This is a genomic window from Chryseobacterium sp. PCH239, assembly GCF_018924625.1.
In the GTDB taxonomy this organism is placed as follows: Bacteria; Bacteroidota; Bacteroidia; order Flavobacteriales; family Weeksellaceae; genus Chryseobacterium; species Chryseobacterium cucumeris.
Window position 1 is genome coordinate 2,400,436 of record NZ_CP073027.1, and the last position, 18,618, is coordinate 2,419,053.

The window sequence follows — 18,618 nt, forward strand, 5'->3', positions numbered from 1 at the left end:
TAAAAACTGTGCCAAAGTATACGATATTATTATTTATATTTGTCCTTTAATTCCTCTCAAAAAACATGTCTACAGTTTCAATTATTGAAGTAAAAACAGCGGGTCAGCTCAAGCAATTCGTAAGGTTTCCAATGGATTTGTATAAAAACAATCCCTACTATGTTCCGTCCTTTATCAATGACGAAATCAACATTTGGAATGCAAATGAAAATCCTGCGCTTCAATATTCAGAAGCCAAACAGTTTCTGGCTTATAAGAATGATAAGATTGTAGGAAGAATTGCTGTTTTGATCAATCACAAAGAAGAGAGAGAGTTAGGCATTAAAAAAGTACGCTTTGGATGGATCGACTTTATTGATGATGCTGAAGTTTCAAAAGCATTGATTCAAAAAGCGGTTGATTATGCCAAAGAAAAAAATATTGACAAAATTGAAGGCCCAATGGGCTTCACCAATCTTGATAAAGCAGGAATGCTGATCAAAGGTTTTGACCAGCTGGCGACGATGATCGGAATTTATAATAACGAGTACTATCCAAGGCATCTTGAGAACCTGGGATTGACTAAAGAAAAGGAATGGGTAGAGTTTGAAATAATCTTCCCCGAAACATTACCGGACAAAATTCATAAATTCAATCAGCTTATTTCTGAAAAATACAAGCTAAAAGTTTTAAAATTCAAAACAAAAGAAGAGATTATTCAGTATGTAGATCCTATGTTTGATCTTCTGGATGAGACTTACAAACATCTTTCTACATACACTCCGATTTCTGATGAACAGCGTAAAACCTATAAAGAGAAATATTTCAAACTTATTGATAAAGATTTCATTGTTTGTATTGCTGATGAACACAATAATCTGATCTCCTTTGCTATTACAATGCCTTCTTATTCCAAAGCTCTGCAGAAGTCCGGTGGAAAACTACTTCCTTTTGGCTGGTGGCATTTCTTACAAGCAGGAAAGAAAAATGACAGAGCGAACTTCTACCTGATCGGAATTCATCCGGATTATCAGAGAAGAGGAGTAACTTCTATTATTTTTAAAGAAATCTGGGATATTTTCAGAAAAAAAGGAGTAAAGTACCTTGAAACCAACCCGGAACTCGAAGAAAACAAAAGTATTCAGCTGTTGTGGCAGGATTACAATCCGGTGAATCACAAAAGAAGGAGAACATATTCAATGGAACTCAACTAATTGATACTGCATTTTGTAAAACGTAAACTCACTACCCAAACTTTGAACTTTATGAAACCACAGCTTATCATATTTGCTATTTTAATTGCCGGATTTATTGGTTATAACATTTTTTTTCAGTCGCCCGATGACAAAACCAATACGGTAATCAATATTCTTTTTGCCAGTATTCTTTTTGGATATATTTCCTTTATGGCCTACACTCTTTTGAAAAAAATGAAAAAATAAGCCATAACCATAGCCCAATAGGTCATTTAATCACTTGTTTTTATTCCTCAATAAATAAATTCAAAATATCCACGATATACATGATGGGATGCAATTTTTCCAGAGTTACTACAAAAAAAGGGGAAAAACACCACAAAAAAATAATCACAAAAAGCTAATTTTTATTGATTCTAAATTACCGGTTTAGCTCATTTTAATCCGACTTTTAAGCTGATAAATTTCATGCTTTCTTGTTTATTCGCTAAATTTGCAAATTGAGATAATAATGCAAAAATGAATTTACCTGAAAGTTATATTCCAATCCTTATCCAGGCTGGTGTAGCAGTAGGATTTGTAGCGGTTTCTTTGCTTGGAGCACATTTCTTAGGTCCACAGCAGAAAAAAGGAAACTCTGTAAAAAACCAAAGCTGGGAATGTGGAGTTCCTGTAGAAGGAAATGCAAGAACACCGTTTTCTATCAAGTACTTCCTGACTGCGGTATTGTTCGTACTATTCGATATTGAAATCGTATTCTTTTATCCTTACGCTGTAAACTTCAGAGAATTCGGTATGGAAGGTTTCCTTGCCGTGCTTACATTCGTTGCGATCTTCTTCGTAGCGTTTTTCTATGTCTGGAAACGAGGCGCACTGGATTGGGATAAATAAATTTTAACATTAAAAGATTGAATAATTTAATCGTTTAAAAACAGAGATGATTAAATTTATAAACGTTTTAATCTTTAAATATCAACAAAAGAAAATGTCAGATAAAAAACCAGTAATAAGAACAGATGCACCTGCTCCCGAAGGCTATGAAGGAGAAGGGTTTTTCGCAACAAAACTGAGCAGTGTAATCGGGATGGCAAGAAAGTTTTCACTTTGGCCGTTACCCTTTGCAACCTCTTGTTGTGGTATCGAGTTTATGGCTACCCTGAACCCGACATATGATGCTTCAAGATTTGGTATGGAAAGAAACTCTTTCTCTCCAAGACAGGCAGATATGCTGATGGTTTGCGGAACTATATCAAAGAAATTAGGACCTGTCCTGAAAGAAGTGTACACTCAGATGGCTGAGCCGAAATGGGTGGTAGCAGTTGGAGCTTGTGCTTCCAGCGGTGGTATTTTTGATACGTATTCTGTACTTCAGGGAATTGACAAGATTATTCCGGTAGACGTTTACGTTCCCGGATGTCCTCCAAGACCTGAACAGATCATTGAAGGTGTAATGCAGGTACAAGCTCTTGCAGAAAGCGAAAGCATCAGAAGAAGAGACATGCCTGAATATCAGAAATTATTAGATTCTTACAACATAAGCAACTAAACGGAAATGACAAACGAATTTGTATTAGAAGCAATCACAAGAGAATTTCCGGAATCTGTCATTTCAAGCTCAGAACCTTATGGAATGTTGACTATTGAAGTAAAGAAAGAAGATATTAAGAAAATCATTCACTATCTGAAAGATTCATCACTGGAATTTAATTTCCTTACGGATATCTGTGGTATTCATTATCCTGAATTCCCTGAAAAGGAAATTGGTGTTGTATACCATTTGCACAATATGATGGCCAATTTCAGATTACGTCTGAAAATCTTTATGTCCAGAGAAAATATTGAAGTAGACTCTCTTGTAGAGCTATTTGCAGGAGCTAACTGGATGGAAAGAGAAACGTATGATTTCTATGGGATTAAATTTAAAGGACACCCGGATCTCAGACCTATTTTAAATATGGAAGATCTTGGATACCACCCAATGTTGAAGGAATATCGCCTTGAAGACGGTACAAGAACCGACAAGAACGATAGCATGTTCGGAAGATAAAAAATAATGCAATAAGCAGTAAGCAGCAAGCAATAAGCTTAAAGCCTAGAGCCTATAGCCTAAAGCATTTAAATTATGAAAGATAACTCATTATCTAATATACTAAGCCAGTACGAAAGTAAGGAACAGATTGACGGACAATTATACACCCTGAATCTAGGACCTACCCACCCTGCTACGCACGGGATTTTCCAGAATATCTTAACGATGGATGGAGAAAGAATCCTTCACGCAGAGCAAACCGTAGGATATATCCACAGAGCATTTGAGAAAATTTCTGAAAGAAGAAACTATTCTCAGATCACTACCCTTACGGACCGTATGAATTACTGTTCTGCACCCATCAATAACTTAGGCTGGCACATGACAGTAGAAAAACTGATTGGCGTAGAAGTTCCAAAACGCGTAGACTATATGCGCGTTATCCTGATGGAGCTTGCCAGAATCGGTGACCACCTGATCTGTAACGGGGTAACCGGAATGGACTCAGGAGCTATTACAGGTCTTACTTATATGTTCATCGAAAGAGAACGTATTTATGATATGTATGAGCAAATCTGCGGAGCCAGAATGACAACCAATATGGGAAGAATCGGAGGTTTTGAAAGAGATTTCACTCCTAAATTCCATGAGCTGATCAAGGATTTCTTAAAAACTTTCCCACCAAGATTCAAAGAATTCTGTACTTTATTAGAAAGAAACAGAATTTTCATGGACAGAACCATCGGTACAGGAGCTATTTCTGCCGAAAGAGCTTTAAGCTACGGTTTCACAGGTCCTAACTTACGTGCAGCAGGTGTAGATTACGATGTACGAGTTGCGCAGCCTTATTCTTCATATCAGGATTTCGACTTCATTATTCCGGTAGGAACTTCAGGAGATACTTACGACCGTTTCATGGTTCGTCAACAGGAAGTCTGGGAATCAATCAAAATTATCAAACAAGCATACGAAAATCTTCCGGAAGGGCCATTCCATGCGGATGTCCCTGATTTCTATCTTCCTGAAAAGGCAGATGTATATCAGAAAATGGAAGCATTGATCTACCATTTCAAAATCGTAATGGGAGAAACCGATGTACCAAAAGGAGAAGTTTACCATGCTGTAGAAGGTGGAAACGGAGAATTAGGTTTCTATCTTGTGAGTGACGGAGGAAGAAGCCCTTACAGACTTCACTTCAGAAGACCATGCTTCATCTACTATCAGGCATACCCTGAAATGATTACAGGTTCTGTAATTTCAGATGCCATTGTAACGATGTGTAGTATGAATATTATTGCGGGAGAATTAGACGCATAAAAAGAAGATGTCAGACATCAGATTTCAGATGTTAGACTCTTCGCTTTATATATAAATTTAAAATCTGATGTCTGAAATCTGGCATCTGAAATCTTAGATAAAAAATGAGCGAAACAATAGCTTTTAAACCGGAAAGTTTAGCACAGGTACACAAAATTATCGCAAGATATCCTGAAGGAAGACAAAAATCTGCTCTTCTTCCTGTACTTCACTTGGCACAGAAAGAATTCGGAGGATGGTTAGATGTTCCTGTGATGGATTATGTTGCCGGACTATTAAGTATCCAACCGATCGAAGTATATGAAGTGGCTACTTTCTATACGATGTTCAATATGAAGCCGGTAGGCAAATATGTGCTGGAAGTTTGCAGAACAGGACCTTGTATGGTTTGTGGAAGCGAAAAAATTCTGGATCATATCAGAACCAAACTGAACATTAAGGATGGAGAAACTACTGAAGACGGTATGTTTACTTTAAAACCAGCTGAATGTCTTGGAGCATGCGGATACGCACCCATGATGCAGCTAGGGAAATTCTTTCATGAAAATTTAACGATAGAAAAAGTAGATGAAATCCTTGATCTTTGCAGACAGGGACAAGTTGCTTTAGACTAATAGAAATTTTAAATTCTACATTTTAGATTTTAAATTATTCAGTTATTTTCTTTAATAATTATAAAAAGCTAGAAGCCAATGGCCAATAGCGAAAAGCATAATAAACAATGAGTAAAAAACTTTTACTTAAAGACGCACATATAGAAGGTATCCGCTACTTTGAAACTTACCGTAAACAGGGAGGTTATACAGCAGCTGAAAAAGCCTTGAAGATGACTCCGGACGAAATTCTTGAAGAAGTAAAAGCTTCAGGACTGAGAGGTCGTGGTGGAGCTGGATTCCCAACAGGAATGAAATGGAGCTTTCTGGCCAAGCCTGAAGGTGTTCCAAGACACCTTGTTGTGAATGCGGATGAATCTGAACCTGGAACATTCAAGGACAGATATCTGATGGAGTTCCTTCCTCATTTATTGATTGAGGGAATGCTAATTTCTTCTTACTGTTTAGGATCCAATACTTCTTATATCTACATCCGTGGAGAATATTCGTGGATTCCGGATATCCTTGAAGAAGCTATTGAAGAAGCTAAAGCAGCAGGATTTTTAGGTAAAAATATTTTAGGAACCGGTTTCGATCTTGAAATCTATGTACAGAGAGGTGGTGGAGCATACATCTGCGGTGAAGAAACAGCATTGCTTGAGTCCCTTGAAGGAAAAAGAGGTAACCCGAGATTAAAACCACCATTCCCGGCTGTAAAAGGTCTTTGGGAAAGACCAACAGTGGTAAACAACGTTGAATCCATTGCGGCAGTAGTTCCGATCATTGATATTACAGGTGCTGAGTATGCTAAAATCGGGGTGGGAAGATCTACAGGTACGAAACTGATTTCTGCTTGTGGAAACATCAACAAACCGGGTGTATACGAAATCGATATGACGATCACCGTAGAGGAATTCATCTATTCTGATGAATATTGCGGGGGTATTAAGGATGGTAAAAAATTAAAGGCTTGTATTCCTGGAGGAAGTTCTGTTCCGATTGTTCCTGCAAACCTATTGCTGAGAACCGTGAATGGAGAGCCAAGATATATGAACTATGAATCATTGGCAGACGGTGGTTTTGCTACCGGAACCATGATGGGTTCAGGAGGTTTCATCGTTTTGGATGAAGACCAGTGTATTGTAGAACACACCATGACATTGGCGAGATTCTACAATCACGAAAGCTGTGGACAATGTACGCCTTGCCGTGAAGGAACGGGATGGATGTACAAGATTTTAAAGAAAATCGAGAAAGGAGAAGGAAAAATGGAAGATATCGATCTGCTTTGGGATATCCAGAGAAAAATCGAAGGAAATACGATTTGTCCGTTGGGTGATGCCGCAGCTTGGCCGGTTGCAGCAGCGATCCGTCACTTCAGAGATGAATTTGAGTGGCACGTAAAAAACCCAGAGTTGTCTCAGACACAAAATTATGGATTGGCACATTATGCTGACCCTATCCCGGCTGTTGAAAAGAACGCATAAGTAAAAGATGAAAAAATTATTGGTGGTCGGCTTAATGATGTCGAATTTTGTATTTGCACAAAATAAGAAAACTGATACTGCAAATTATAACAGATCCGTTGAAGAGGATTTGTCATATTTAGTGAGTGAGAAAGAGCAGATTAAAGCTGAGAGAAAGGAAAAACCTTTACCATTGAGCAAAAAAGGTCAGGTTTTCGTATTTTATGGTTGGAACAGAGCAGCTTACAGCAATTCTGACATCCACTTTACCGGAAACGGATACGATTTTCAACTGAATAATGTAAAGGCACAGGACAGACCTACAAAATTTGGAATTGTCTATTTTGATCCGAGCTGGTTTACTGTAACACAGTATAATTTCAGAATAGGATACTTTATTAAAGATAATTTAGCATTGGTATTAGGGATAGACCATATGAAATATGTAATGGATCAGAACCAGACTGTAGGTTTCAAAGGTCATATTTCAGATCCTGAATATGCAGCAATGGTTCAGAACGGGCAGGTTAATCTTGCAGATGAGAAGTTCCTTACTTTCGAACATACAGACGGGCTTAACTATGAAAACTTAGGTCTAGAGAAATACAAAAATCTTGTTCATAAGAAAAATATAGATTTAGTATGGTCTTATGGAGCCGGAATCGGATTTATGTTTCCGAAAAGTAATGTAAAACTTTTTGGTAACGAAAGAAGTGACCGTTTCCACGTTGCAGGGATGGGAACCGATATCAGATCCAGTCTTAACCTTGTATTCTGGAAAAACTGGATGCTGAGATTAGAAGGAAAAGCCGGTTATATCAACATGTGGGATATTAAAACTACATTAAATAACAAACCGGACAAAGCACGCCAGGATTTTGTTTTCGGACAGGTCCTTGGAGGAATTGGATATACATTTAATACAAAGAAATATAAATAACAAAGCCTATTGCTTAACGCATAAAGCTTAAAGCATATCATATGAGCGAAGAAGTTAAAAAATTCAAAATAACTATAGACGGACAGACTACCGAAGTTTTGCCTGGTACTTCTATTCTGGAAGCTGCAAGACAAATTGGTGGTAAATCTGTACCTCCTGCAATGTGCTACTACAGCAAGTTGGAAACCAGTGGAGGAAGATGTAGAACTTGTCTCGTAGAAGTTTCTAAAGGATCTGAAGCAGACCCACGTCCTATGCCAAAATTAGTAGCAAGCTGCAGAACTAATGTAATGGACGGTATGGAAGTAAAAAATCTTACTTCTGAGAAAGCTCAGGAAGGAAGAAAAGCGGTTACCGAATTCCTATTGGTAAACCACCCGCTGGACTGCCCTATCTGCGATCAGGCAGGAGAATGTCATCTTCAGGACTTAGGATATGAGCATGGTGTGGAAAACACAAGAACAGAATTCGAAAGAAATACTTACGAAGCTGATGATCTTGGACCAAACATCAAACTAAATATGAACCGTTGTATTCTTTGCGCAAGATGTGTACTGACTGCTAACCAGCTTACAGAAACAAGAGAACACGGTATCCTTTTCAGAGGAGATCACGCTGAGATTTCAACGTATTTAAATAAAGCTTTAGACAATGACTTCATCGGAAACGTTATCGATGTTTGTCCTGTAGGGGCATTAACAGACAGAACAGCCCGTTTTGCCAGCAGAGTTTGGTTTACAAAACCAATGAACGCTTCCTGTAAATGTGATAAGTGTTCAGGAAAAGCTGTAGTATGGATGAAAGGTGACGAAATTGTAAGAGTTACTGCCAGAAAAGACCAGTGGGGAGAAGTGGAAGAATTCATCTGCGATACATGCCGTTTTGAAAGAAAATCTTTATCAGACTGGAATATCGAAGGTCCTAGACATATCGACAGACATTCTGTAATTTCATTGAACCACTACGAAAAGCCAAAAGACGAACTAAGAGTTTTAGACAATCCGATGGCTAAAGAAATCAGTGAAAAAGACGAAAAATAATTAATAAGACATCAGATTTCAGATACCAGACTTCAGACAGCAAATTAAATCTGACATCTAGCATCTGACATCTTAATATCTAAATAAAAATGGATTTACTTACATTTAAACTTATACTTGTACTAGCACTTTTCCTGCTATCGCTGACGATTGCAGCCTACTCTACCTGGGCAGAAAGAAAAGTAGCCTCTATCATGCAGGATAGAATTGGTCCTAACAGAGCCGGACCATTTGGATTGCTTCAGCCTCTTGCTGACGGTGGAAAGTTTTTCTTCAAAGAAGACTTTACGCCTGCCAATGCAGAAAGATTCCTTTTCGTATTAGGACCAGCGCTGGTAATGTTTATTTCATTGATTACAGGAGCTGTTATTCCTTGGGGTAAAAGTTTAAATATTGCAGGTACTTCTTTTGATCTTCAGGTAGCAAACATCGATGTTGGTGTACTTTTCATCATCGGTATGGCTTCCATCGGGGTTTACGGAATTATGATCGGAGGTTGGGCTTCGAACAACAAATATTCATTACTGGGTGCTATCCGTGCTTCTTCTCAGATGATTTCTTATGAATTGGCGATGGGATTAGCACTTCTTTCTATCATTATGATGTCTGGAAGTTTGGATTTAAAAGAAATCACTGAAAGTCAGACAACCGGAAAATTATGGGGCGTTATTCCTTGGGTTTCTGGATTGAACTGGAACATTTTCTACCAGCCGATTGCATTCCTTGTTTTCTTTGTAGCTGCTCTGGCAGAAACCAACAGACACCCGTTCGATTTACCTGAGTGTGAATCTGAATTGGTAACAGGATACTCTACAGAGTACTCATCCATGAAGTTAGGTTTATATATGTTCGGAGAATATGTGAACATGTTTATCTCTAATGCTTTTATGGTTGTCCTTTTCTTCGGAGGTTATAACTATCCTGGTATTGAATGGGTAACTCAGAACTGGGGTGAAAACACTGCAGGGATTTTAAGTATCGTAGCATTCCTTACGAAAACAGTAATTGGAATTCTGATCTTCATGTGGATCAGATGGACACTTCCAAGATTCAGATATGACCAGCTAATGCACTTAGGATGGAAAACACTAATCCCTATGGCATTGGTAAACCTATTAATTACAGGAGCTGTAATTTTAGCGTTTGGAAATTAAATTATCTAAACCTAACAGGTTTTTGAAACTTGTTAAGTGTGTGAATATTGAATATTAAAAATTAAGATAACAGACAAGATTAGTCTAAAATCTGGTGTCTAACATCTAATATCTATAATTAAATGAAACTTACAAACAGATCAAAAGTTGTTTCCAATAAAGAAATGACCCTTGCTGAAAAAATCTACCTTCCTGCGATCTTTACAGGGATGGGGATTACATTTAAGCATGCTGTAAGAACCGTGATAAAGGGTGCTCCCGCAGTATATTCATATCCGGAAGTACAGAAACCAAGAACGACTATCTGGAGAGGTCAGCACGTTTTGAAAAGAGACGAAGAAGGCAGAGAAAGATGTACAGCTTGCGGACTTTGTGCGGTAGCTTGTCCTGCAGAAGCCATTACGATGACTGCTGCTGAAAGAACTAAAGAGGAAAAAGGTCTTTACAGAGAAGAGAAATACGCTTCAGTATATGAAATCAATATGCTAAGATGTATTTTCTGCGGTATGTGTGAAGAAGCTTGTCCTAAATCTGCCATCTATCTTACTGACAGATTGGTAGACGTGGAAACAAACAGAGGTTCTTTCATTTACGGAAAAGATAAATTAGTTGAAAAAATAAATGAAAGGATTGATATCACGACAAGACAATCCGAGAAACAAAAAAATGCGGTAAAATAATGGATCAGTTTTTATTTTTCTTGGTGGCGTTTTTAGCAGTGGCAAGTGCTGTTTACTTTGTATTTGCAAGAAATCCTCTTTATGCTATTTTGTCATTAATTGTTACGATGTTTTCAATTGCCGGAATGTACATTCTTCTCAATGCACAGTTCCTGGCAATCATCCAGATTATTGTTTACGCAGGTGCCATCATGGTACTTTTCCTTTACATCTTAATGATGCTTAACCTTAATAAACAAGACGAAAGTAAGAAGAACAATACTTTAAAATTTGTTGGAGTTTTTACGGCAGGTCTTCTTTTGGTAGGTGTATTAGGAGTTTTCAGAGGAGTAAAAGACAATCACATTGTTGTTGAAAATGTAGACAGAGGGGTAGGTCTTACGAAAAATCTGGGTAGACTTTTGTTTAATGAATATGTTTTACCGTTTGAGCTTGCTTCCATCCTAATTCTGGCAGGTATTGTAGGCGCGGTATTAATCGGTAAAAAAGATTTATAAAAATTATGGGAGAAGTAAATACATTTATACAAAGCATCCCTTTGGACTACTTCATCATTCTTTCATCAGTATTGTTCTGTCTGGGAGTAATGGGAGTATTGCTTAGAAAAAATGCTATTGTGATTCTGGGCTGTGTAGAGCTTATGCTGAATTCTGTAAACCTTTTATTGGCAGCTTTTTCAGCGTATAAAGGCAACGGCGACGGACAGCTTTTAGTTTTCTTCATTATGGTGGTAGCAGCGGCTGAAGTAGCAGTAGGTCTTGCAATTATTGCGATGCTATATAGAAACACCCGTTCTGTAGATGTGAGTATATTTAATAAATTAAGAGGATAAGAATGGAGAATCTAGTATATGCAATAGTACTTTTACCACTTTTAGGGTTTCTTATTAACGGGCTGTTCGGGAAAAATCTTCCAAAAATATTGGTAGGATCTCTGGCTACTGCTGTAGTTTTCGGATCTTTCTGTATTGCAGTAAGCCTTTTCATGAATTTCAATTCTGAAAGCCAGCCTGTCATTGTAAAAGCTTTTGAATGGTTTAGAGTCAATGGAGTTCAGATTAATTTTGGATTCCAGATTGATCAGCTTTCTTTAATGATGGTGATGATCATTACGGGTATCGGTTCACTGATCCACTTATACTCTATCGGATATATGAGTCATGATAAAGGATTCTACAAGTTTTTTACTTACCTGAATCTTTTCATCTTCTCAATGTTACTTTTAGTAATGGGAAGCAACTACCTTATCCTGTTCATTGGATGGGAAGGTGTAGGTCTTTGTTCTTACCTGTTGATCGGATTCTGGTATACCAACGAAGAATATGGTAAAGCAGCAAGAAAAGCTTTCATCATGAACAGAATTGGTGACCTTGCGTTATTGATCGGTATCTTCATGATCGCTTCTCAAACCAATGCTGTAGATTATCTTTCTGTAGCAGAAAACGCTTCAAAATTTGAATTAGACGGAACAGTGATTATCTTTATCACAGCGAGTTTATTCATCGGTGCTACCGGTAAATCTGCTCAGGTTCCATTATATACATGGTTACCGGATGCGATGGCGGGACCAACTCCTGTATCAGCGTTGATCCACGCGGCAACGATGGTAACAGCAGGTATCTATTTGGTAGTAAGATCCAACTTCTTATTTACTTTAGCACCAACTGTACAGGGAGGAATTTTGTTCATCGGATTCTTAACCGCTGCTTTGGCAGGGTTCTATGCACTTCGTCAAAACGATATCAAAAAAGTATTGGCTTATTCTACTGTTTCACAGCTTGGATTTATGTTCATCGCTTTAGGTCTTGGTGCCTATACAACAGCAATGTTCCACGTAATGACACACGCATTCTTTAAAGCGTTATTATTCTTAGGTGCAGGTTCTGTAATCCATGCTATGAGCAACGAACAGGATATGCGTTTCATGGGAGGCCTTAAAAAATATATTCCTCTTACCCACGCTACATTCCTTATCGGAACATTAGCCATCTCAGGTTTCCCTTTATTATCGGGGATGATCTCTAAAGACGAAATTTTAGTAGCAGCTTTCGCTAAAAACCCTGTTTACTGGGTCATCTTATTTGTTTTAGCGGCAATGACTGCAACTTATATGTTCAGACTATACTACCTGACATTCCACGGAGAATTCAGAGGTACTGAAGAACAGAAACACCACTTACATGAAAGCCCGTCAAATATGACATTACCATTGATCGTATTGGCTATTCTTTCTGTAATCGGAGGTTTTATCAACCTGCCACACTTTATCGGTCACGGGCATTATGCCAAACTGATGGAATGGTTAAAGCCGGTTCTTACGGAACAAAGCTACAGCCAGATGGAAGCTACTCTTTCAGGAGTACCTTTCAATACTGAAATGATCTTATTAGCAGCTACAGTCTTGATGTTCTTCACTGTATGGTTCATTGTTAGAAATACTTATGTAAGTAAGAAAAAGATGGCTGTTGCAGAGGAAAACTATACCGGATGGGAAAAGCTTTCTGCTAAGAAATTATACGTTGACGAACTTTACAACGCATTGATTGTAAAAACTGTTGAAGGATTAGGACGCGGAGGAAAAATGTTTGATAAGGGTATCTTAGACCGTTTTGTAAACTTTGTAGGTGATGGTGCTGAAGACAGCGGAAAAGCTATGAAGCGTGTACAGAACGGAAATGTAGAGACATATATCCTTATCATGTCTTTAGCGGTGGGAATTATATTAATTGTTAACTTTTTATTACAATAATAATGTCTTGTTTGTTATTAACATTATTACTATTACCTCTAGTAGGTTCGGGATTAGTTTTTGCCTGGAAGAATAATTCCAGCAAATATTTGGCGCTTGGAATTGCATTGGTACAAATGCTCCTTACGTTTTACGTACTTTCGGATTTTGATTTTACTCCGACAGTAGACAGCGTATTGCAGCATGAGATCAATTATCCATGGTCACAATTTATGAAGAGCTCTCTTCACTTCGGTATCGATGGAATGAGCATGCTTCTTTTATTACTGACCAATATTCTGGCTCCAATCATTATTTTATCATCTTTCAACGAAAATGTAAACTATAGAAATACATTCTACGGACTGATTCTATTGATGCAGTTTGGTCTAGTAGGGGTATTCACTTCTTTAGACGGATTGTTATTCTACATTTTCTGGGAAGTAACTTTGATTCCAATTTGGTTCATTGCCGGACTTTGGGGACAAGAGAATAAAAGGTTTGAATTCACTACAAAATTCTTCGTATATACTTTCGTGGGATCATTATTTATGTTAGCCGGATTGATTTATGTGTACAACCACTCTGCATCATTCGCTTTAACAGATTTATATAATGCTCAGCTTAACGAAGTACAGCAGACTGTGGTATTCTGGTTTATTTTCTTTGCTTTTGCAGTGAAATTACCGGTATTCCCTTTCCATACATGGCAGCCTGACACATATACCTACTCTCCTACTCAGGGATCCATGTTATTATCAGGGATCATGCTGAAGATGGCAGTATATGGTGTAATGCGATACTTACTTCCAATCACTCCGCTTCCGATTGCCGGAATTTCCGGACAGATCGTAATTATTCTTGCTATTGTGGGAATTGTTCATGGTGCATTGATTGCGATCATCCAAACGGATATGAAGAGAATCATTGCGTATTCATCTTTCTCTCACATAGGATTAATGGTAGCAGGGATCTTCGCTTCAGCAGTAGTTACTTTAAGAGGAACTTTCAATGTAGAAGGAGCTGAAGGAGCTTTGGTACAGACATTTGCTCACGGTATCAACGTAGTAGGTTTATTCTACTGTTGTGATATTTTATACAAGAGATTTAAATCAAGAGACATCAGACAAATGGGAGGTTTAGCTAAAGTAGCACCTAAGTTTGCTGTATTGTTCCTGATCATTATATTAGGTTCAATGGGAGTTCCATTAACCAATGGATTCATCGGGGAATTTATTTTGTTGAAATCGGTTTATGATTTTAACGGAACAGCAGCAGTAATTGCTGGTCTTACGGTAATTCTTTGTGCGGTGTATTTATTAAGATTCTACGGAAAAGCAATGTTTGGAGAAGGAGATGAAGCCGTTTTAAGTACAGCAAAAGATTTATCAGGCGTAGAATTTTCTGTATTGGCAAGTTTAGCGGTTTTTGTGATTTTACTAGGTATTTTCCCACAACCGGTAATCGACATGGTGAGTAGTTCGGTGAAGTTTATCTACCAATCAATGGTAAGTTAATTTGATATTTTAAGAAATGAGTGTTTTAATTATTGTTTTCCTAACGGCAGTTATTGCGTTATTTTCAGGAGTTTTTGAACAAGGAAAATTCGCAAGATACATTGGGATTTTGGGATTAATCATCGCATTGTACGTAAGTTTTATGCCGGAATGTTCGTTTTTCGACCATTACAAGCATATGTATGAGTACAGTGACAATACCGCATTATTCACTAAAATATCAATCGTAACAACATTATTGTTATTCTTCCTGGGCGGTTTTGCTTTCAGCAACCACAGAAGCCACCAGTCAGAATTATATGCATTGATGCTATTCGCATTATGTGGAGGGATCATCCTTTTCGGATACCAGAACCTGGTGACGATGTTCTTAGGAGTTGAGATCCTTTCTATTCCATTATATGTAATGGCTGGAGCTAACAAAACGGATTTAAGATCCAACGAAGCTTCTATTAAATATTTCCTTATGGGTGCATTCGCAACAGGTTTCTTACTGTTCGGGATTGCTTTCATCTATGGAAGTGCAGGAAGTTTTGATCTGTACAAAATCCACGACTTTGGAGTAGCAAATGCTGGAAATGTAATGTTCATCTTAGGTGTATTACTGATTCTTTGCGCATTGGCATTCAAGGTAGCTTTAGCACCTTTCCATATGTGGAGCCCTGATGTATATGCAGGTTCTCCTTCATTAATCACAGCTTTCATGGCGAGTGTGGTAAAAATCTCAGGATTCTTTGCCCTGTTCAGATTGATGACGCTTGGTTTCGCTGGGGTTACTCACGAATGGATTAATGTTTTAGGGGTATTCTTAATCATTACATTACTTTTGGCAAACGTTATGGGTCTTGCTCAGACGAATGCAAAAAGAATGCTGGCATACTCTTCAGTATCTCACGCAGGATATATCGGATTGGTATTCTTCGGAATGACAAGTCTTTCTACTTATAACCTTGCCTTCTATCTGTTTGCTTACTCTTTATCTACAGTAGGAGTTTTCATGTGTCTGATCTGGGTAGAGAAATTAAAGAGAGAAACGTCTTTCGGAGCTTTCAAAGGATTGGCAAAAACAGAACCTTTATTGGCAACAGCAGCAACGATCTCAATGCTTTCAATGGCAGGAGTTCCGTTAACAGCTGGTTTCATGGGGAAATTTGCTTTATTCTCCCAGGCGATGAACGGTGCTGCATTCTTAGTACTGGTAGCTGTGTTAGGTTCTGCCCTATCCATTGCTTACTATCTAAGACTGATCATTGCAATGTTCTTCTTTAAAGAATCAACATTCAAATCATCAGAAAAAGTAACCCTTACTTACAACATTATTGCAGTAGTGGTTATTGCCCTGATTGTTATCCTTGGTATATTCCCGGATATGTTTGCAAGAATGTTCGGATTATAAAATCTGAATTTTAGAATATAAAAAGCACAACTCTTCAGTTGTGCTTTTTTATTATCCTAACAGGGTAATGAATATCTCATCTAAAATGTTACAATTTTTATGTATCATTAAATCTATAATCTGTCTTTCAAAAAACCAATAAGGAATTATAAAATATGTTGCAGAATTTCCCAAAGCACATGCAAATTATATACAATAAAATAAAAATTCCACACGATCAATATTCTGCTTTTTTCATAACTTTACTTTAAATTTTTCAGCTCTTGGCTAATCTCTATAAAAAAGACTCTCCCTTTCAGGTTTATATATCATTCAAAAAATATTTGGATGTTCTGGAACATATCCGGTATAATGACAGACTGGAATACAGAGTGAACTACGCAGAGTCTTTGATTGAAAGCACAAGAAACTTTAAAGAGCTCAGAGAAGGCTTCCAGGATACTGCCCTTCTTGAAAAATACGAAGACCTGATCAGACTGCTTCTTGCGGATCTTTTCCCAACAGGCCTTACCAAAAACGAAATAAAGGCGGCAAGCATTCCGCTTTCCAATATCACCTTCAACTATACCGAAAGGTTTAAGGATATTCTGAAAGATGCCGGAAAAGACTTCGAAATAGAACTCAGAAATATTTCAGACAATGAATTTTATGTGTTCTGCTGTTGTCTGATTCTTCAAAGCTACTTTAAAAAAGATATTAAAAGTACGCTTCCGTTTTATTATGATATTCCCAATAAGCAGGGAATCATGAAACATTATAAAATTACGGTCAATTCTGACTTTACGGAAATTACTCCTACAGAAGATGCCAAAATTCCATCTGATGATATTCTGGATATGCTTTTGGAAAATCTGGATGATTTTAAACTCTGGAAAAAGTATTTCCCTTCTCAATCGTGGATATTAAAAGGATTTACGATTATTTCACTGGTAGACTGTACCTCTGAAGTCGCCCTTTCCGATCTGAAATCAAGCATGATTGAAATTGATCCGGAAAATATGAATCCCAACGAAAATCTTACGGAAATTTTCAAATCTTACTTTGATGTTCCGGAATTGAGCTTCGGACTGATGACTTTCAATAAAAAGGAACAGAAGCTGGATAAACTCCCGATTTATGAGAGTCTTCTTACGAATCATATCCTGGATTTCTGGATCAATGCATTTGATGAAGAAACCCGTAAGAGTACCTTCAATAATTTAAATCATAATTCAAAGCCTGTAGTTGTCTCCAATGTAAACAACCTGGACGAAAATGTCAAGCTGCTTCCTTCCTTCAGTATTTTAAAGGATAATAATGTGAACAGCTTCATGGTAATTCCTATCATGAAAGATGGTGAGCTTCTTGCAATCATGGAATTCACCTCTCCTATTGCCGGAAGTTTCAATGGCTTAAAGCTTAAAAAACTTGAGTTTTTTACTGATATGGTTCTTTTTTCTCTGAACAGATTTTATTTTGAGAAAAATTACCAGATTGAAGCCATTATCCAGCGTGAATATACAACCATCCATGACAGTGTGGTATGGAAGTTCAGAAATGAAGCTGAGAAATATTTTACAGCATCGCTTGGAAAGAAAATTTATACTTTAAAACAGATTGCATTCAAAAATCTGACACCTTTGTTTGGGGTTTCAGATATCCGTTCTTCTTCTGAAAAACGTTTTAATCTGATGCTGCAGGATCTTAATCAACAAATTGAATGGCTGAATGAAGTTTTGACACTCACCAATTCCGATTCGGAAAAATTTGTACTGGCACTGGATGTTTTTGAGAATGAGATCAACAATGAGATCAAAGCTGATACGGAACAACGTTTTCAGAGATTATTAAGGGAAGAAATTCATCCTTTTTTACAGGGAAAACTGGAAGTAAGAACCTCCAGAGAAATAAAAACAAAAATCAAAGACTATTTTTCACACATCTTTACTTCTACGGATCTGTTTTATCACCACAGGAAAAACCTTGATGACTCTATCACGCTGGTCAACCGAAAACTGGCAGATATGCTGGACGAAAGCCAGGTAAAAGCACAGGAAATTTTCCCGCATTATTATGAAAGATTTAAGTCTGATGGCGTAGAGCATAATCTATATATTGGTTCTACCATCGCTCCTGAGCTGCACTATACTTCGAAAGTAGTTCACAAACTGAGATACTGGCAGCTGAAAACCATCTGTAAAATGGAGCTTGAATTTCAGTCGTTCAAAAAGTATCTTCCGGTACCACTTGATATTGCTTCACTGATTTTCGTCTATAATGAAAAAATAGACATCCGTTTCAGAATGGATGAAAAACGCTTTGATGTAGATGGAGCTTACAACTCCTATTATGAGATTATCAAAAAACGTCTGGACAAAGCCCATGTGAAAGATTCTTCAGAACGCATCACTGCTCCCGGAAAGATCACCATCGTTTATTTCGGCATGGAAAACCAGAAAGAATACCTTGACTACATTTCCAAACTTCAGAAAAAAGGAGTTTTACAAAATGATATAGAATTTTTAAGAGTAGAAGACCTTCAGGGAATTACAGGATTGCTGGCATTGAGAGTATCATTTACACTTCCGCAGGAATAAAAAAATCC

Annotated in this window: 18 protein-coding genes; all 18 read left to right on the top strand. The window is 37.5% G+C overall.

Translation table 11 applies throughout. The features are described 5' to 3' along the window. Positions 1–65: 65 nt before the first annotated feature. The 18 genes from KBP46_RS11130 to KBP46_RS11215 all read left to right on the top strand — a co-directional run bounded on the left by KBP46_RS11130 (position 66) and on the right by KBP46_RS11215 (position 18,610). Positions 66–1,193 (top strand): GNAT family N-acetyltransferase, encoded by a 1,128-nt coding sequence (locus tag KBP46_RS11130; protein ID WP_062675583.1) that lies wholly within the window; start codon positions 66–68, stop codon positions 1,191–1,193. Between the two features lie 51 nt (positions 1,194–1,244). After that, positions 1,245–1,421 carry a hypothetical protein gene (locus KBP46_RS11135; RefSeq protein ID WP_167348785.1) on the top strand — a complete coding sequence of 59 codons (177 nt, stop codon included), beginning with the start codon at positions 1,245–1,247 and terminating at the stop codon, positions 1,419–1,421. 273 nt (positions 1,422–1,694) lie between these two features. Next, positions 1,695–2,066 (top strand): NADH-quinone oxidoreductase subunit A, encoded by a 372-nt coding sequence (locus tag KBP46_RS11140; protein ID WP_034693436.1) that lies wholly within the window; start codon positions 1,695–1,697, stop codon positions 2,064–2,066. 94 nt (positions 2,067–2,160) lie between these two features. Then, positions 2,161–2,721, top strand: a complete 561-nt coding sequence (locus KBP46_RS11145) for an NADH-quinone oxidoreductase subunit B (protein WP_002983540.1) — start codon at positions 2,161–2,163, stop codon at positions 2,719–2,721. Between the two features lie 6 nt (positions 2,722–2,727). Beyond that, a complete protein-coding gene (locus KBP46_RS11150) occupies positions 2,728–3,222 on the top strand; it encodes an NADH-quinone oxidoreductase subunit C (RefSeq protein ID WP_062675584.1) in 495 nt (164 codons plus the stop codon). A gap of 75 nt (positions 3,223–3,297) precedes the next feature. Next, positions 3,298–4,521 (top strand): NADH dehydrogenase (quinone) subunit D, encoded by a 1,224-nt coding sequence (gene nuoD, locus KBP46_RS11155; RefSeq protein ID WP_216445383.1) that lies wholly within the window; start codon positions 3,298–3,300, stop codon positions 4,519–4,521. A gap of 104 nt (positions 4,522–4,625) precedes the next feature. Continuing rightward, on the top strand, positions 4,626–5,135 hold the full coding sequence (gene nuoE, locus KBP46_RS11160; protein WP_062675585.1) for an NAD(P)H-dependent oxidoreductase subunit E: 510 nt from the start codon (positions 4,626–4,628) through the stop codon (positions 5,133–5,135). A 107-nt stretch (positions 5,136–5,242) separates the two neighbouring features. Further along, positions 5,243–6,601: an NADH-quinone oxidoreductase subunit NuoF gene (gene nuoF / locus KBP46_RS11165; protein ID WP_089697000.1), complete on the top strand. Its 1,359-nt coding sequence runs from the start codon at positions 5,243–5,245 to the stop codon at positions 6,599–6,601. Between the two features lie 7 nt (positions 6,602–6,608). Beyond that, a complete protein-coding gene (locus KBP46_RS11170; RefSeq protein WP_117753116.1) occupies positions 6,609–7,520 on the top strand; it encodes a hypothetical protein in 912 nt (303 codons plus the stop codon). A gap of 41 nt (positions 7,521–7,561) precedes the next feature. After that, entirely contained in the window at positions 7,562–8,560 is a 999-nt protein-coding gene (locus tag KBP46_RS11175; RefSeq protein ID WP_062675587.1) for a 2Fe-2S iron-sulfur cluster-binding protein, read from the top strand. Positions 8,561–8,649: 89 nt separating this feature from the next. Further along, entirely contained in the window at positions 8,650–9,714 is a 1,065-nt protein-coding gene (gene nuoH, locus KBP46_RS11180) for an NADH-quinone oxidoreductase subunit NuoH (RefSeq protein ID WP_216445384.1), read from the top strand. Positions 9,715–9,836: 122 nt separating this feature from the next. After that, positions 9,837–10,394: an NADH-quinone oxidoreductase subunit I gene (locus KBP46_RS11185; RefSeq protein WP_040996950.1), complete on the top strand. Its 558-nt coding sequence runs from the start codon at positions 9,837–9,839 to the stop codon at positions 10,392–10,394. Further along, positions 10,394–10,891 (top strand): NADH-quinone oxidoreductase subunit J, encoded by a 498-nt coding sequence (locus KBP46_RS11190; protein ID WP_034693417.1) that lies wholly within the window; start codon positions 10,394–10,396, stop codon positions 10,889–10,891. Before KBP46_RS11185 ends, KBP46_RS11190 begins: the two co-directional genes overlap by 1 nt. Positions 10,892–10,896: 5 nt before the next feature. Beyond that, a complete protein-coding gene (gene nuoK / locus KBP46_RS11195; protein WP_002983557.1) occupies positions 10,897–11,226 on the top strand; it encodes an NADH-quinone oxidoreductase subunit NuoK in 330 nt (109 codons plus the stop codon). A gap of 2 nt (positions 11,227–11,228) precedes the next feature. Next, positions 11,229–13,142, top strand: a complete 1,914-nt coding sequence (nuoL, locus tag KBP46_RS11200; RefSeq protein WP_120233372.1) for an NADH-quinone oxidoreductase subunit L — start codon at positions 11,229–11,231, stop codon at positions 13,140–13,142. A 2-nt stretch (positions 13,143–13,144) separates the two neighbouring features. Next, positions 13,145–14,638 carry a NuoM family protein gene (locus KBP46_RS11205; RefSeq protein ID WP_216445385.1) on the top strand — a complete coding sequence of 498 codons (1,494 nt, stop codon included), beginning with the start codon at positions 13,145–13,147 and terminating at the stop codon, positions 14,636–14,638. Between the two features lie 16 nt (positions 14,639–14,654). Further along, positions 14,655–16,034, top strand: a complete 1,380-nt coding sequence (locus tag KBP46_RS11210) for an NADH-quinone oxidoreductase subunit N (protein WP_216445386.1) — start codon at positions 14,655–14,657, stop codon at positions 16,032–16,034. A gap of 263 nt (positions 16,035–16,297) precedes the next feature. Next, positions 16,298–18,610 carry a GAF domain-containing protein gene (locus KBP46_RS11215; RefSeq protein WP_062675592.1) on the top strand — a complete coding sequence of 771 codons (2,313 nt, stop codon included), beginning with the start codon at positions 16,298–16,300 and terminating at the stop codon, positions 18,608–18,610. Positions 18,611–18,618 lie beyond the last annotated feature (8 nt).